This is a genomic window from Ruegeria sp. BHSB064 (genome assembly GCF_059613205.1).
This window is the reverse complement of the sequence record NZ_JBXWSB010000111.1, coordinates 1-15,187: the sequence shown is the minus strand read 5'-3', so window position 1 is coordinate 15,187 and position 15,187 is coordinate 1. Positions and strand designations below refer to the sequence as shown.

General features: G+C 54.5%; 15 protein-coding genes and 1 pseudogene. 10 read left to right on the top strand and 6 right to left on the bottom strand.

Annotation, left to right across the window (positions count from 1 at the left end):
• The 3 genes from AC2FNU_RS19920 to AC2FNU_RS19910 all read left to right on the top strand — a co-directional run.
• The coding region (locus AC2FNU_RS19920; protein ID WP_496791788.1) for a transporter substrate-binding domain-containing protein at positions 1 to 184 on the top strand (184 nt) is incomplete at its 5' end.
• Positions 185 to 193: 9 nt separating this feature from the next.
• Positions 194 to 946, top strand: a complete 753-nt coding sequence (locus tag AC2FNU_RS19915) for an ABC transporter permease (protein ID WP_480473248.1) — start codon at positions 194 to 196, stop codon at positions 944 to 946.
• The gene (locus AC2FNU_RS19910; RefSeq protein WP_480473246.1) at positions 943 to 1,740 is read left to right on the top strand and encodes an ABC transporter permease; all 798 of its coding nucleotides are present in this window, start codon (positions 943 to 945) and stop codon (positions 1,738 to 1,740) included. Before AC2FNU_RS19915 ends, AC2FNU_RS19910 begins: the two co-directional genes overlap by 4 nt.
• 294 nt (positions 1,741 to 2,034) lie before the next feature.
• Here AC2FNU_RS19910 and AC2FNU_RS19905 read toward each other — a convergent pair whose 3' ends face one another.
• Positions 2,035 to 2,835 (bottom strand): helix-turn-helix transcriptional regulator, encoded by an 801-nt coding sequence (locus AC2FNU_RS19905; protein WP_496791783.1) that lies wholly within the window; start codon positions 2,833 to 2,835, stop codon positions 2,035 to 2,037.
• A 172-nt stretch (positions 2,836 to 3,007) separates the two neighbouring features.
• Between AC2FNU_RS19905 and AC2FNU_RS19900 the strand changes: the two genes are divergently transcribed.
• Positions 3,008 to 4,099, top strand: coding sequence for an extracellular solute-binding protein (locus AC2FNU_RS19900; RefSeq protein ID WP_496791782.1), 1,092 nt, complete (start codon positions 3,008 to 3,010; stop codon positions 4,097 to 4,099).
• 84 nt (positions 4,100 to 4,183) lie between these two features.
• Entirely contained in the window at positions 4,184 to 5,128 is a 945-nt protein-coding gene (gene speB, locus AC2FNU_RS19895) for an agmatinase (RefSeq protein ID WP_480473240.1), read from the top strand.
• Positions 5,129 to 5,374: 246 nt separating this feature from the next.
• On the opposite strand, the pseudogene AC2FNU_RS19890 reads toward speB, so the two are convergent.
• Positions 5,375 to 5,560: pseudogene (locus tag AC2FNU_RS19890) on the bottom strand (integrase); the annotation flags it as partial.
• 35 nt (positions 5,561 to 5,595) lie between these two features.
• Between AC2FNU_RS19890 and AC2FNU_RS19885 the strand changes: the two are divergent.
• A complete protein-coding gene (locus AC2FNU_RS19885; protein ID WP_480473238.1) occupies positions 5,596 to 5,919 on the top strand; it encodes a hypothetical protein in 324 nt (107 codons plus the stop codon).
• A gap of 347 nt (positions 5,920 to 6,266) precedes the next feature.
• On the opposite strand, the gene AC2FNU_RS19880 is transcribed toward AC2FNU_RS19885, so the two are convergent.
• From AC2FNU_RS19880 to AC2FNU_RS19870, 3 genes are all read right to left on the bottom strand, one after another.
• The gene (locus tag AC2FNU_RS19880) at positions 6,267 to 7,442 is read right to left on the bottom strand and encodes an alpha/beta hydrolase (RefSeq protein ID WP_496791780.1); all 1,176 of its coding nucleotides are present in this window, start codon (positions 7,440 to 7,442) and stop codon (positions 6,267 to 6,269) included.
• Positions 7,443 to 7,696: 254 nt separating this feature from the next.
• Positions 7,697 to 8,443 (bottom strand): outer membrane protein, encoded by a 747-nt coding sequence (locus AC2FNU_RS19875; RefSeq protein WP_253282656.1) that lies wholly within the window; start codon positions 8,441 to 8,443, stop codon positions 7,697 to 7,699.
• A 68-nt stretch (positions 8,444 to 8,511) separates the two neighbouring features.
• Positions 8,512 to 9,585, bottom strand: a complete 1,074-nt coding sequence (locus AC2FNU_RS19870) for an AraC family transcriptional regulator (RefSeq protein WP_170400930.1) — start codon at positions 9,583 to 9,585, stop codon at positions 8,512 to 8,514.
• Positions 9,586 to 10,063: 478 nt separating this feature from the next.
• On the opposite strand from AC2FNU_RS19870, the gene AC2FNU_RS19865 reads away from it, so the two are divergent.
• The 4 genes from AC2FNU_RS19865 to AC2FNU_RS19850 all read left to right on the top strand — a co-directional run bounded on the left by AC2FNU_RS19865 (position 10,064) and on the right by AC2FNU_RS19850 (position 13,490).
• On the top strand, positions 10,064 to 11,119 hold the full coding sequence (locus tag AC2FNU_RS19865) for a DUF1214 domain-containing protein (protein ID WP_170431627.1): 1,056 nt from the start codon (positions 10,064 to 10,066) through the stop codon (positions 11,117 to 11,119).
• Positions 11,120 to 11,136: 17 nt separating this feature from the next.
• A complete protein-coding gene (locus AC2FNU_RS19860) occupies positions 11,137 to 12,147 on the top strand; it encodes a DUF1254 domain-containing protein (RefSeq protein WP_170694911.1) in 1,011 nt (336 codons plus the stop codon).
• A gap of 40 nt (positions 12,148 to 12,187) precedes the next feature.
• Positions 12,188 to 12,976: a transporter gene (locus tag AC2FNU_RS19855; protein ID WP_170400928.1), complete on the top strand. Its 789-nt coding sequence runs from the start codon at positions 12,188 to 12,190 to the stop codon at positions 12,974 to 12,976.
• A 160-nt stretch (positions 12,977 to 13,136) separates the two neighbouring features.
• Positions 13,137 to 13,490: a phosphate-starvation-inducible PsiE family protein gene (locus AC2FNU_RS19850; RefSeq protein WP_170334894.1), complete on the top strand. Its 354-nt coding sequence runs from the start codon at positions 13,137 to 13,139 to the stop codon at positions 13,488 to 13,490.
• Between the two features lie 290 nt (positions 13,491 to 13,780).
• Here the strand turns inward: AC2FNU_RS19850 and AC2FNU_RS19845 are convergent, their stop codons facing one another.
• Positions 13,781 to 14,728, bottom strand: a complete 948-nt coding sequence (locus tag AC2FNU_RS19845) for a DMT family transporter (RefSeq protein WP_496791776.1) — start codon at positions 14,726 to 14,728, stop codon at positions 13,781 to 13,783.
• Positions 14,729 to 15,187: the final 459 nt, after the last annotated feature.

Genomic DNA, 15,187 nt, shown 5'->3' with positions numbered 1-15,187 from the left:
CTGTTGCGAAATCAAGGGTGCCGTGAAGGATGATCCCGCCATTCTGGGGCGTGGCGTCGGGGCTGGCGTGCGCAAAGGGCAAGATGACCTGCGTGAGGCGCTGAACAAAGGCATCGCCGCAATTCTTGCCGATGGCACGCACGAGAAGATCACTTCGAACTATTTCTCGGCCAGCATTTACTAAGCCGCTGCCGTGAACGGACTGTTGGATTCACTTGGATTGGCGCAGAGCGCAGAGCTTTTGTCGCTCTCGCCACCGGGATGGGGGGGCAATCTGCTGCGCGGATTGTCCCACTCATTGCAGATTGCTTTCGGCGCTTACGCCCTCGGTCTCGTGATCGGATTGTTCGGAGCTTATGGCAAACTCTATGGCGGGAAGGTCACGCGCGATCTTCTCGCCATCTACACGACGGTGATCCGGGCCGTGCCCGAGCTGGTCCTGATCCTGATCCTGTATTACGTGGGATCTGACATCATAAACAAAATCTCTGCCGCGATGGGCGGGGGTCGGGTTGAGGTCAGTGGTGTTGGCGCAGGCATATGGGTGCTGGGTGTGGTCCAGGGCGCTTACGCGACCGAGATTTTGCGCGGCGCGATTCAGGCGGTTCCGCCCGGTCAGATCGAAGCGGCCAAGTCCTACGGTATGCCCGCCTTCATGACCATGCGCCGCGTGACAATCCCGGCCATGATGAGCTTCGCCGTGCCAGGTCTTGCCAACCTGTGGCTGATTGCAACCAAAGATACCGCGTTGCTCGCTGTTGTGGGTTTCAACGAGCTGACACTGGAAACCCGCCAGGCTGCAAGCAGTACACGCGCCTATTTTACTTTCTTTCTGGCAGCGGGATTTCTTTATCTCATGGTAACGCTGTGTTCGGGCGGCATCTTCGCTCGGATTGAGAAATGGGCGCGTCGCGGCCAACCCTCCCTTAAAGGAGGGGGCAGATGATTGATTTCAGATCGTTGATGCAACCACATCGCATTGTGATGATGCTGATATTCGCTGGAATCGTTGTCTGGTGCGCCGTCTCTCTTCAGTGGGACTGGATCCCGAAATATGCGCCGCTCGCCCTTCAGGGTATTTGGACGACAATCTGGCTGTTGGTGGTCACCGTAGTTTTGGGTTTCCTACTCGCCGTTCCACTTGGATTGGCACAGGCGGTTGGGCCTTGGTATCTTGCCGCCCCTGCCAAGGCATTTTGCACTATCATCCGCGGCACACCGCTGCTGCTGCAACTCTGGTTATTGTATTATGGGCTTGGGTCTTTGTTTCCGCAGTTCCCCTGGATACGCTCTTCCGAGTTGTGGCCCTATTTGCGGCAGGCCTGGCCTTATGCAGTACTGGCGCTGACGTTGTCCTATGCCGGCTACGAAGGAGAGGTGATGCGCGGTGCCTTCAAAGGGGTCGCCAAGGGCCAGCTTGAGGCAGCCAAGGCATTTGGCATGCCACGTCTAACCATGTTTCGCCGTATCTGGTTGCCGCAGGCAATTCGAAATGTATTGCCAACGCTGGGTGGTGAAACCATCCTGCAATTGAAGGCAACCCCACTGGTTGCGACCATCACCGTTGTCGATATCTACGCAGTATCTTCTCGGGTGCGTTCAGACACGTTCATAATCTATGAACCGCTCATCCTGTTGGCGGTTTTTTACATTCTCGTGGCGGGTGTGATCGCGTTGGGCTTCCACTGGTTAGAAGTCAAGGTACTTGGTACTGGACGCAGGAATGGCAGCTTCGGATAGTATCTATAGAAGCGGAGAAAGAGCTGACGCCCAAAGACAATTCTTAAAGAATTAACCAGAATTATTGAAATTGCAAAAAGACAAGCAAGGTGGTTAATCGAAACTGCATATGGAACGTCAGCTTTGCCCTTTAGGCTGAGAGTTCGAGTGGCTCCTCACTTTGCTTGTGCAGCGAATGGCGGCAATGCGGGCTGCGACCGCAGAAAATGATTGTTATGCCCAATGTCGGGAATGGGCCAAATTCAACAGATTCCGGCAATCGGAATAACTTTGTAGTCTGTCAGCTTCCCAAGACTAAGTTTGCTTTGATGCCAGATATCGTGTGGCTGCGGAAAACAACTCTGCCTGCGAGCTGACGCCTAGCTTGGAGTAGGCGTTGTGGCGATGCACTTTGACTGTACCTTCGGTGATCCCGAGAAATGCGGAAGCAGAGCCGGCTGAGTGGCCTTGCAAAACAAGGCGCACGACCTCGGCCTCTCTTGGGCTTAACCTGTCCGCCCCAAACGCAGCCAACCGTTCCTCAACCTGATTCAGGGCTTCCCGTTGATCTTCGACACCACTCAGATTCCAGTTTCGGATAACGGCGGCCGACAGGGTCTTATGGATGGAATTGATCTTCGCGACATCCTCAGGGGTAAACCGGCGCTGACGGGCGCCTCGCGACAGGGATATTACAACCCAGTCCCCGGTGTTTCGTCTGATCAACACCCCCAACTCGTCGCTGATCCGAACCTTGCGATAAAAGGTGCGGTAGTACTCTGAACGAAAGAACGCCTCATTGACCAAATCGGCCAGACGGTAAGCGCCGGGTTCTTTTCCCGATCTACACGCTTGCGAAAACGGATCCAGCAGGTATGGGCCGGTTGCATAAAACTGAATTGATATGGCCGCCTGCACGTCGTCGAGATCGTGATAAAGCGAGACAGGTGGTGCTTGATCCTGATACCGCGTGAGGATCATCGTTTCAAAATTGACATGCAGTTCCAGAATCTTCCTCAGAGCTGTTGGGAAGAAGTCTGTTTCCAACCGCTCCAACAAGATTGCGTAGGTCTCATCCCACTTGGCCGCCGAGATGTCGTCTCTGTCTGGTAACAAAGCCAATTCCTATAACTAAAGATATATATCCTACCGCAAATTTACAGTGATGGCCATTCAATTCCATTGTTGATGTCAGAGCGCTCGCCCGGGGTGCTGACTGTGCCTCGTCACCAAAGCCTCTCCGGGCGTGAAAATTCAGGGCGAGATTCTGCAACAAGGAGGAGATACGATGAAACCGCATTTTGGCCTTTCGGCTGTTGCCATTGCCTCAAACCTCGCGATTACCTTTCCGGCTTCCGCCGAAGACCTCTCAATCTACAATTGGGCTGATTACTTTGGCGAAACGACGATTTCGGACTACGAAAAGGAGACCGGGACACATGTCAGCCTGGACTATTACGATTCAAACGAGGTTCTGGAAACCAAGCTGCTGACAGGGGCGTCAGGTTACGATGTCGTTTTCCCCGCCGCGTCCAATGCGCAGCGAGAGTTTCAGGCCGGGGCGTTGCATCCGATCGACCCAGCGCGCCTGAGCAACTACGACAATCTCAATCCGAAAATTCTGGCGTCGCTCGAAAGTATGCCCGGTGCCCGGCAATTGGGCGTACCTTACACTTGGGGCACGGTAGGGCTTGCCTACAATCCGGCCATGATCAAAGAGCGGCTGGGCACGGATGTCATCACATCCTGGGACGTTCTTTTTGATCCTCAGATCACCGCCAAGCTTGCCGACTGTGGGATTGCCGTGCTGGACTCACCGGTAGAAATGGTCTCGGTGGCGCTGAACTATCTCGGGGCTGACCCGTACTCCGATGACCCGGCCGATCTCGAAAGGGTTCAGGACCTCTTCGAGGCCGTCACACCGTCCATTCGTTATTTTCACAACCAGAAAGCATCTACAGATTTGCCCGGAGGAGATGCCTGTTTGGCAGTGATGTACAGTGGTGATGCCGGCATAGCTCAGGCCCGTGCCATGGAGTCCGGCAATGGTGTCGAAATTCTGTATTCAATTCCAAGCGAAGGCACGTTGATGTGGATCGACCTCATGTCCATTCCGGTGGATTCTACGCGGGCGGATGAAGCGTATCGGTTCATTGACTACATGCTGCGGCCTGATGTCATCGCAGGAGTGTCCAACTACGTCTATTTTGCGAATGCGAATTCCGCAGCAGATACATTTGTAGAGGAAGCCATTCTGACCGACCCGGGAATCTACCCGGATGAGGTGACATTTAGACGACTCTTCCCTGATCTGAGTGTCGGCGCGAAAACGCTGCGCAATCGCAACCGTCTTTGGACGAATGTAAAATCCGGCACCTGAACCCTGCCAAGCCCGGCAAAGGCGGGAAAGAACTGCAATTCCCCGACACTCGGGCAGCAACCATCAAAATCAACGGAGCCAATAATGGTGACTTCAACCGACCGCGCCTTTCTGGCGCAAAACGAAATGGGCATGGGGTATGAGCCGACCTTTAGCGGAGCGACAAGTCTGTTCCGGCGACAATATTCCCGCAATCTAAAGAGCGCGGATATGGTTACATGGGGCGTTCCCTATGATCTCTCTGTGACCAATCGCCCGGGGTGCAGGTTCGGGCCACGTGCCATTCGTGCTGTATCGACCAACCTCGCCTGGGATGGTGGGCCCTGGCCCTGGGGGTTTGATCCCTTCGAAACCCTGAACATGGTTGATTACGGCGATTGTGATATCGACCCAGGCTTTCCAGAGCAGATTGCGCTGCAAATTCAGGACCAAGCGCGGGAAATCCTGAAATTTGGTGCCTTTCTTCTGACGATGGGCGGAGATCACTCGGTCACCTATCCGATCCTTAAGGCGCAGGCAGAACGCCACGGCCCTATCTCGCTGATCCAGATTGATGCCCATTCGGATACATGGGAAGAACACCCAAAGCGGATCGACCATGGTTCAATGTTCTACCATGCCACTGTCGAAGGCATCATATCCTCTGAGACGTCAGTACAGGTAGGCATGCGCACGCTGAATGAAAAGACCCACGGGTTCACGGTACTCGACGCAAATTGGGTTCACGAGAACGGGATTGATGCAACGGTTGCGCGCATCAAAGAAACCGTAGGAGACCGGCCTGCTTACCTGACCTTCGATATTGACGCGCTTGATCCGGCATTCGCGCCCGGAACCGGAACGCCGGTATGCGGAGGACTGTCTACCTATCAAGGGCAGTCTTTGGTGCGAAAGCTCGACGGGGTCAACCTTGTCGGGGCCGATCTCGTCGAAGTCTCACCTCCGTACGATCATGCTGAGATTACAGCTTTGGCCGGGGCATCGCTCTTGCTTGATATGGTTTGCCTAATTGCAAAGGCGCGTAAATAGCAAATAGAGAGATGGCTTGTGAGCGAAACCGCCGTTCATAATTCCTACGTTTACAGACCGGACCATTGAAAAAGGTAGAAGACGTAAACAGATAGTCGAAACTTTGACTGCGCTGCGGTATATCGGTTTCTCTTTGGGAGATGATAGATTTCGTGCACGTCCATGTCCGCTACAAGGAACTGCGGCGCAGCGCGGGTGACTTCGAAAAACTTTAACTTTGGGCCGCCATTGCAGGCAGCCCACTTTTTAGATTTCCACGCTTTCAGAGATCGCCAGAGCGTCTTCGATCTCGACCCCGAGATAGCGGACAGTGCTGTCCATCTTGGCATGACCGAGGAGCAACTGAACAGCTCGCAGGTTACCGGTCTTCCTGTAGATGTGTGCCACCTTGGTCCGCCGCATAGAGTGCGTGCCATAAGACGTAGGGTCCAAGGTGGATCGCGTTCGGCACGTTTGTCGGGGGCGGCATGCTCCTGACGCTCGGGATCTTTGATCTCTTGAGCGCATCCATGCCCCTTCAGGCATTCATATTGCTCTTCCTTGTTTTGGGACTGACGTCCGCCATGGCCGTGATCCCGGTGCGCATCATCTTGCAAAATACTGTTTCGCCCGACCGGATGGGGTCGGTAACGGCACTGAGCGAAGCCGCAAATACGTTGGCGCTGCTGACCGCACCATTTGTGGGCGCATTGCTGGTCGGTCTGTTTTCCGTTGGTGCGCCATTCACAGTCGGCGGCTCTATTCTCCTAGTTGCGACGATAGTGATTTCGCGCCTCAGGCTTGATCAATAAAAAAGCTGACGTTCGGTCACACCTTATGTCTGACCGCTTTGGTCCGGCAAGGTGCGTGTTATCCAGGCACCAAATTACTCTCGCGCAGCGAATGTCCAGAAAGCAGTTTGCAAACGCGGCATCCTGACGGTGCGACCAATGTCTTTTATGGGCCGTTGAGTATGTCGCGGAAAACAGGGTAGGGGCTTATGTTGCATCTGCTCCGAGGTCTGGGACGAGCCCACTTAAACCGATGCTGCGCGTTGCTCGAACGTCAGCTTTGCGTTGGCACTCTAGGTGCGTTGTCAGGCTCATAGAACATAATCAAAATCTGGTTCAAATGGTTCTCATCCGTTGGAATCCCAGTATTAGCTGCCATTTCGATACCGTTTTAGTGTCTGCGGATAGTTCGGTGGAAAACTCCAGACAGCTTCGCCCGGAGCACGCACAAGCCCGCGCGCTTGAGGATCTCGGTCTGTAAGCAGAGAAATGAACAGGTCACTGCTGGCCCAGGGCGAAGACCGAAAGTACCAATGCCCGTTTCCTGTATCGGCTGCTTCGGCCTCGGTCACATCGATGATATGTAGGGTTTTCATCTCAGACAGTCGGCGCTGGAACAGAGACCCATTTATTGCTTCATCGGAAACTTGACCCAGACGGTCGCGGCCGAAGACCAACCGTGACATCGCCAGCGCTGAATCGGTCTGCGATTGATAGAGTGTCACACCTATAACGGCATCCAGAAGGCCGTCTTCAATTGATTGCAAGAAATAGCTTCGATCAAGATCGCTGCTGATCAGGATCAACTGCCCCAGCCGCGGCTTTGGCCCAGGCCGCAAAGCAATCTGATAGGCGGCTTCAAATGCGAGCCTTGAGCCTGCGCTGTATCCTATAAGGTGAATGCGCCGGGCGTTGGTGTTTGCCGACAAGTATTCGACAAGAGACCGCAAATTGCGGCGCGTCGCCAATGCAGATTCCTGATCCCGAAAATACGCCAAGCGATTGGGTGTAGCGGGCCAGTTGTAGCTGATGAAGGCGCCCTGATAGCCCAGAAAGTGTTGCAACTCTTTGGAGACAAGGGTCGAGTAATCAAAATCGACATTGTAGCCATGGACATAGATGAAAATGTCTTTGTTGCGAGAGGCTGCAAGGTGATCGTCAATCCATTGGGCAAACCGAAGTCCGGCTGCCTTCATCTCCTTTTGCGAAGGTGGATCGTTCATGTAGCGCGTGACACTGAACGGCATGACACCAATCTCTTGTACGTCAGACAAGCTGAGCGTGTAGTCCTTAGCGCGGTCGCGCGTCATGGTAACGTGGCGAAGCTTTTTCAACGTCGCCAATGGGGGGTTGCTTTGCACTTCGGCAATGCCGGTACGCAGAATGTGACCGCGCTCATTGTTGTAATAGGCTTGTGGGTCGCCGGGAACCGCGGGCAGCCGATCTGTAGCGTAGAATAGCTGCGAACGCTGCACGAAATTGTCTTCCGTGATGTCCTTGTAAGGGTCAAAAGCAGCCTCGGCATAGACCGTTGGGGAGGGCATCAGTTCAATTTCGTCATAGATGTTTGGCCCGCAGGCAGCGAGGACACAGAACGAACACACGGTTGCCGCAGGCAAAGCTCTGGCAATCAGTCGCCTCGTCGTTCCTTTTCTGAATTGCCTTTGTCCGACTGTTCGCATCCGGCTGCAATTGTCGGTCCCAAGCATGTCGGCACCGCTGCTCGCGCCTTGGCGCAACTTCGATACTACAGACCTGTTTGTGTTCGGCATGGCCGCCTTTCGCATAATGCCCTTACTCAGAAGCTGTAGGTCACACCCAACACGGGTCCGAATTGTGAGAGCTTGAACCTGCTGTCAACTTCACCTTTGTCGACCATGATGTAGCGATAACCTGCGCGCAAATTCCACTTTGGAGCGATCGCATAACCTACCGTTGCCAAAAACTGTGCGGTTTCGCGATCTGAGCGAAATCCACCATAGTCGGCCAAGGCAACGGCCGACCATCGGTCATTGATCTGATACCGGATACGGGCCGCAATCAGAGGGTCTATCCAATCGTCGCTGGCACTGGAACTTGGTGCCGGGGTGGGGCCGCCGACCAGAGTGATCGTGCTGCTCGTCTCAAACCAGCGAAACCCGCCACCGAGATCGACGGCCAGGTTTTGGTCTTGATAGGCCGTGTAAGCGGCATATCCACTTAAAAACTGCGTCTTCAGACTGGTTTCAGCGCCACTGAACACCGGGCCGGGAGTGTCATTGTCAAAGGACAGGTCTGTGCGCATGTAGTCCGCGATCAGCGACCACCGGCCACTTCGCGCTTCAAGTGTACCCATGAATGCCAGATCAAGGTTTTCAACCGCTTCACTGAAGCTGAGTTCCGACTCCAGCGATCCAATGGTTGTCTTGGTGTCCGCCGCGTAGATGTAGAAGCTGCCGGAAAAACTCCAGTCGGAGTCCTGTGCCACTGCTGTTGATCCGCCGGGCAGCATCGTCGCCGCAACCAGAAAACTGCTTGCGATACACCGTATTTTTAAGCACGCCATGGCCCGCTCCCCCCTTTGCCTATCCCGAGTTCGAGGCGCGGCAAAAGATGTGCCGCGCCGTTGTCCTGTTACGTTTCACAATCGCATTCGACCGGGTCGAGTATCGGAACAGATGCCTTAACGCTATTCATTTCACGGGCGCGAAACTCTGACGGTGTTTGACCCGTCCATTTCTTGAAGGCCCGTGTCATGGCCGTCGCGTCAGAGTATCCCAAATGATCAGCGATATCGCCCACCGACAATTCAGACTTGGAAAGCAGATGTTTCGCCTGGTCACATTTGGCTTCGATGACGATGCGCGACAGTGATGTCCCATAGGCAGCAAGCCGTCGGTTGAGAACCGCGCCTCGAAAACCGCATGCCTTGGCGAGCGCCGTAGCCGACAAGTCCGTGCGCCCGACCCTTGAGTTGGCAACGCTTTGGATCGAACTCAACAAGTCTGTAGGTACAGGGTTTTTTTCGTCCTGAGTGGTCAACACGTACTCGGTCGCGGTTCGGTTAACCAGTTCAAACAAAAGCCAGGCACTTGGGAAGCGGATGGAATACCCGTCTGAGCCCGCACCTACCGCCCGGATACCGTAGAAGTAAGACGGGAGCAGATCAGGACGGTTCACACGCACAAGAACCTTATTTGCTTCCCAACGCTGACCTGCGGTTTCATGCAGCAACGTAGCCCATCGGCTGATCTGAAACGCATCCATATAGGCGGGCGAACAGCATGGCGTGAACCTGCGTTTGGCGGACAGCACGGCGAACTCTCCAGAGACATCGAGTGTCATGGTGACCGCGTTTGTGTTGTTTCCCGCATGAACGCAAAACCTGGCAATGAAATCGGCCAGCGACTTTGCTACGCGAAAGGCCTGTCCGAATGGGGATGCAACGGTCGGATCTGAAGTTTGACCAACAAGTGCTGGAAAGTCTGGGGATGTCTTTTGTGCGACGGCTTCAAACACGGCATAGACAGTGTCGTGCGGAATGAAACAACTCGGAGCGTTCAATTCCGAGAAGGATAGATCGAATTCCGCTAGGAGACTTTCTACAGATTGACCGGATTCTTGAAACGCAAGCAAAAGCGGCACGATAACCCGCCCGCGTGTAAGCGGCGGTGTTCTGTGTTGAGCATGTGCGTCATGCCCTGTCATCACAGCTCCTTAAGACCCCGCAATTGAAAGGTCGGGCACGTCAAGCATAGACCAGCGCGGCTCTGTGTCCCTGACCTGCGTCAAAGCGGAAGTCACTTTTTGAGGTAAAAAAGTCAGGTGCCCGCTGGTAGGGGCTCAATCGAATTGAACCACGCTACCCGCAGAGAGTGCGCTCTAAGAGATTGACATCACCACACGAATAATAGGACCGCCGCCGGGTCAATATGCAAAGAGAGTTTCTAGTTGTTGGCCGAAACGCTATCGCTACCTGTCATTTTTAACCAGTTTTCGGAAGCGGTCGCTCCAATCTGTCAGGGCATACATTCGAACTTTGTGGTTTGTTGGAGAGAGATGGCCAAGGCTCCAATTGTAGCATTTAAAAAACAACAAAATGAGAGGCGTGAGAATGCGCTTTTGATCAGGTGCCGGGACCATCAAGCAATGCATTTCTGTAATTGGCTAGTGGAGCGGGCAAACTATGAATCTCACGCACAAACGCTGGAAACTTGCTGCTTTAGCTGTCCTGATTGGAAGCACAGCGACCGCTCAGAGCTTTGATACCACGGTCGATGCACTTGCTGAGACATATGAAGTGCCCATTACCATAAACAACTTTGTTCGGGCTGCTACAGACAATGAACTGAAGACGTACAATGGCCTGGCCGGAGGCGTAAATCAGTTCTTTCACTTCAAAGAACCCACCCCCATCGACAATCAGCCCACCATTCGGATGAATCGCGACACACTCTACAGCGTTGCGGTTATTGATATCAGCCAAGGCGCAACCTTGACTCTGCCCGATGTGGGCGACCGATACATGACGACGATGGTGGTCAATCAGGATCATTTCATCAATGAAGTGTTCGACGGTGGCGGTGTGTTCCAGCTTGACATGGGTACATTCCATACCCCCTACGTACTTGTTTTCATGAGAATACTGGTGGATGCCGAGAGCCCCAAGGATGTTGCGGCGGTCAATGCAATTCAGGACGGGTTCACCATTGATGCTGCCTCCGCAACGCCCTTCGAAATGCCCAATTACGACGCGGAGAGCTTTGAGGCGCTGCGCCAAGCCGCAATTGAGCTGGGCAGGTTCGCCACAGACAGCGTCCGGACTTTTGGTAAGGCAGATCATGTAGACCCATTACGCCATTTCCTTGGCACAGCAGTCGGCTTTGGTGGGCTGCCAGAAGACGAGGCCTTTTATCTTAATATCGAGCCCGGCCTGCCGCTTGGGGAATACAAAATCCAGGTCCCGGCGGATGTGCCAGTGAACGCATTCTGGTCCGTGAGCCTTTATAATGCAGACGGGTTTTTTGAACTCAATTCCCTCGACACGTATGTGGTCAACTCGGTCTCAGGCACCAAGAATGACGATGGCAGTGTGACCGTGCACTTCGGCGGTTGCAACGACGGACGTGTGAACTGTCTCCCGATCATGGATGGCTGGAACTATGCCGTGCGCCTTTATCAGCCGGGCCCAGAGGTCATCGACGGAAGCTGGGTCTTCCCCTCCGTAGAACCCGCAAACTGAACAACAGGATGCTTACGATGAAAAAGCTTCTTTTGACAGTCGCGCTTACACTCCCGACAGGCGTTTGGGCCGAAGACATGGTCGATGTGACCGTCGACACCCTTGTGCGCGCCGAGACAGATCACATGTTTCGGACCAACATGGCCAATCTCGGCCTCGCTGTTGGCGAATTGGGGCATATGCGCGAAGCCACCACACCGGATAACCAGCCCGTCATCCGCATGAACCAGGACACGCTCTACTCCGGCATTCTGCTGGATTTGAGCGAACCCGTCGAAGTGACACTGCCTAAAGCGGATGGCCGCTATATCTCGATGCATGTCATCAATCAGGACCACTTCATGTATGCCGAGGCAGAGCCCGGCACGTATCAAATCACACAGGAAGACCTTGGTACGCGCTTTGGTTTCATCGCGTTTCGCACATTCGTCGATGTGACTGACCCGGATGATATTGCCGCCGCGCAAGCGGCACAGGATGGAATTGTCGTCAGCGGCGGTGGAACGGGCCCGTTTGACGCGCCCAACTGGAACACCGAACAACTTGCCACTGCGCGTCAGGCGATAAACGATTTATCCTTGCTGGGCACCGATTCAGCCCGCGCCTTTGGCAGAACAAAGGACGAGATTGATCCGGTTCAGTTTCTGGTCGGTGCGTTCTCGGGTTGGGGCGGTCTTCCGCCTGAGGCCGCGATCTATCTGTTGGACGCGGTCGATCAGAATGACGGCGAAACACCGCATGCGGTAACCGTCAAGGATGTGCCGGTTCGGGCGTTCTGGTCGGTGACTGTCTATAACGGTGACGGCTTTCTGGAAGCCAATGATCTGGGCGTAAACAGCTACAACGGTTACACAGCCGAAGCAGCAGAAGACGGCTCGGTCACGTTGCATTTCGGTGGGTGCGACGATGGCCGCGTGAACTGTCTGCCGATCACTTCGGGCTGGAACTATGCGATCCGCCTTTATGAGCCGGAGGATGCAATCCTGAACGGCAATTGGACCTTCCCGAAGTTGGAGCCGATCAACTAGGCCACTCGCCCAACCTGCATTTCAAAAGGAGTACACGGCTATGCGTCGATCCCATACTCTTATGGGGCTGCTTTTTGCAGCCAGTGCCGGAACCACAACCGTTGCAGACGAGGCATCCGATCTGGCCCAGGAACTGGCCAACCCGCTTGCGGCAATCGTCTCGGTTCCGTTTCAATTGAACCATGATGAAAATCTGGGCGTCTCTGATCAGGGCTCGCGCACCACGCTGAACTTTCAACCAGTCGTGCCCTTTCAACTGAACGATGACCTTAACCTGATCACCCGAACTATCATTCCTTACATCTGGCAGGAAGACGTTGTGCCGGGCACACGCCAGGAGGGGTTCGGAGATATCCTTTTCTCTGCGTGGTTCTCGCCAATCGGAACCGGGGACATAACGTGGGGCGTGGGTCCCGTTGTGCGCTTTCCAACCTTTAGCGACGTATCGAGTGATACATGGGCTGCTGGGATCACCGGCATTGCACTGCGACAGACCGGTCCGTGGACCTATGGTGCGCTGGCCAATCATCTGTGGGATCTAGAAAGCAACCCCGACACCCCCACGAATGTGAGTTTTGTCCAGCCCTTTCTTGCTTATTCCACCGAAGGCGCGTGGACCTATTCGCTGCAAAGCGAAAGCGCCTATGACTGGGAAACTGATGCCTGGGCTGTGCCTATAAACGCTTCGGTCTCCAAGCTGGTCCAATGGGGGGCGCTGCCGGTCAATCTGCAAGCGGGGGCGGGCTATTGGCTCGAAGCGCCCGAAGTGGGTGCCGAAGGCGTTCGCTTGCGTTTGCAGGCTCAGGTCGTCTTGCCCAGAGGGCGCTGACGTTTGGCTGAAGAACTTTTTATGAAACGTCGAAAATAGGGAGGTCTTGATGGCCGATCAGATGCAACGCAATGCGCAAGCGCATGTCGAGCTTGACCCTGACCATTAGGATCTGATTGTCAGAAGCTGCAATCGGCTCATTCGACACGCCGTTCGGGTGATGTCTTTGTTCATGGTCGTTGTGATCGGATTTGCCGTCATCGACGCCGGTTACTCGTTCTACATCAAGCTTGTAAGTCCACCGGTCCTGATTCTTGACGTCAGTGTTCTGTTGGAGGTTTTTGCGGCCGCGCTTGTTGTGCTGATCGCTATCGAGATTTACACGAATGTCACGCTCTACCTGACGGCCGATGTCATACATGTGAAGCTGGTAGTTGCAACTGCCCTGATGGCCGTTGCCAGAAAGGTCATTACACTCGATACGACGGACCTGGAGCCGCTTTATTTCGTTGGGTATTCTGGACTCGGTCTGGCGTTTGGTGTCACGTATTGGTTGCTGTGGCGTGGCAAGTAGATATTTCAAAGGACGCCTGTATCGACGCTGGCATAAGCGAGATCGCCGACATTAGTGTTTTTTTGAAGCCGCAATCGCCTCCTTATTCAGCCAAAGAAGAAACGCTCGAAAATCTTAAAGAAATCCGGAAGCAGACCTTGGCACCTGCCCGGTGAAAGTTCCCTTTGTCCGCCGTCCAGACATCTGCCGCCGTCGTGATCGAGCTAGCGCAGCGAATGGCGGCAATGTGGGCTGCAACCGCAGAAGACGAACAACCGTGTGAACGGCAAGAATGGGCCGGGCGTGTAGCCTTAGATTGGAGGTACGGCTCGCACGGTGACCAACTGTCTGGCCGCGACCCTTTCGCGATGTATCATGTACAGCCCCGCACCGATGATGATCGCAATGCCAAGCAGACTAAGCGCGTTCGGGAAGTCGTTGAAGACAAGATAGCCGAACAAGGTCGCCACCGGCAGCTCAAAATACTGCAGCGGCGCCAGCGTGACAGAAGGCGCAAAAGACAGCGCATAGGTCATCATCATGTGGCTCACCGTCGCGAAAAAGCCAGCGCCCAAAAGCCACAACAACGCGATGTCTGTCGGCCAAACGGGATCAAACAAATCAGAACCGGAACCTTGCGCAACAATTAGAGCTGGAATGCAAAACAGGCTGGCGATCAGGCCGGTGTGGAATTGCAGGGTCACAGTGTGCACGCGACGCGACAACCCCCGGGTCAAAAGAATGTAGAAAGCGAAGGCAACTGCCGTGCCAAGCGGAATAATGGCAACCGCGCCGAAAGCTGCGAAACTGGGCTGGATGACAAACAACACCCCGACAAACCCCGCAAGCGCCGCGCCAACGCGACGCGGGCCGACGTCTTCACCAAGATAGAACTTGCCGACCAACAAGACGATGAAAGGGGCAACGAACACGATTGCCAGCGCATCGGCAAGGGGCATCACCCGGATTGCGGCAATGAAGCAAAATGTTGCGAACACCAGCAGCAGTGAGCGGAAAACCAGCACCATCACCTGACCTTTCGCCACGCGCAACGACAGCCCCATTACCCAGATGAAAGGCGCCATTAGCGCGCATTGCACCACAAACCGAGCAGCCGTAATCTGCCCAACCGGCACACTGGTCGACGCGAGTTTCGCAGACACGTCCAGCAAAGGAGCGGTTAGGCAAAACCCCAGCATCAGCGCAACGCCGGCAAGGGTGCGATCCGGAGATTGAGGTATGGGTTCAGCAGAGGTCATCGTTTCATTTAGAGATGTCGCCAAATGCGTGTCTGTTCTCAATACGACCACAGGCAAAAGTCCCACAATCCACGAATTCGGGTAGAATTGGATATAGCGCTCGTGGCGAATGTCTCCTCTGAAGGGCCGCACAGCCGCATCAGGTGGCCAGGCTAAAGGGCAGCTAAGGGCCGGGAACTAATACTTCGCTCACTGCTAATAAATCAGGCGTAGTTCGCTGCATGTGTCCCAAAAATGGAGCGGAATGATCACTGACATCAAATCAACTAGACCCTTTGTGCTAGAACACTCTAAAGTGTTCGGTGGCAGATTTGACCTTAGGGCATCTTCAATTGCGGGGGCATGAGCATGATCATCAGGGTTTTTCACATCGCCACTGTTCTTTTGATCGCCCTCTCCGGCGCTCTTGTGGCTCAGCAGGGTCCTCCACCCGTGACGGTGGCAAAACCGGTTGTGAAA

What these genes read in the sequence shown, in the direction of transcription:
- AC2FNU_RS19910 (WP_480473246.1), top strand. Translation starts at nt 943, where the DNA reads ATGATTGATTTCAGATCGTTGATGCAACCACATCGCATTGTGATGATG.
- AC2FNU_RS19900 (WP_496791782.1), top strand. Translation starts at nt 3,008, where the DNA reads ATGAAACCGCATTTTGGCCTTTCGGCTGTTGCCATTGCCTCAAACCTC.
- speB (WP_480473240.1), top strand. Translation starts at nt 4,184, where the DNA reads ATGGTGACTTCAACCGACCGCGCCTTTCTGGCGCAAAACGAAATGGGC.
- AC2FNU_RS19885 (WP_480473238.1), top strand. Translation starts at nt 5,596, where the DNA reads ATGCTCCTGACGCTCGGGATCTTTGATCTCTTGAGCGCATCCATGCCC.
- AC2FNU_RS19880 (WP_496791780.1), bottom strand. Translation starts at nt 7,442, where the DNA reads ATGCCCTCCCCAACGGTCTATGCCGAGGCTGCTTTTGACCCTTACAAG.
- AC2FNU_RS19875 (WP_253282656.1), bottom strand. Translation starts at nt 8,443, where the DNA reads ATGGCGTGCTTAAAAATACGGTGTATCGCAAGCAGTTTTCTGGTTGCG.
- AC2FNU_RS19870 (WP_170400930.1), bottom strand. Translation starts at nt 9,585, where the DNA reads ATGACAGGGCATGACGCACATGCTCAACACAGAACACCGCCGCTTACA.
- AC2FNU_RS19865 (WP_170431627.1), top strand. Translation starts at nt 10,064, where the DNA reads ATGAATCTCACGCACAAACGCTGGAAACTTGCTGCTTTAGCTGTCCTG.
- AC2FNU_RS19860 (WP_170694911.1), top strand. Translation starts at nt 11,137, where the DNA reads ATGAAAAAGCTTCTTTTGACAGTCGCGCTTACACTCCCGACAGGCGTT.
- AC2FNU_RS19855 (WP_170400928.1), top strand. Translation starts at nt 12,188, where the DNA reads ATGCGTCGATCCCATACTCTTATGGGGCTGCTTTTTGCAGCCAGTGCC.
- AC2FNU_RS19850 (WP_170334894.1), top strand. Translation starts at nt 13,137, where the DNA reads ATGTCTTTGTTCATGGTCGTTGTGATCGGATTTGCCGTCATCGACGCC.
- AC2FNU_RS19845 (WP_496791776.1), bottom strand. Translation starts at nt 14,728, where the DNA reads ATGACCTCTGCTGAACCCATACCTCAATCTCCGGATCGCACCCTTGCC.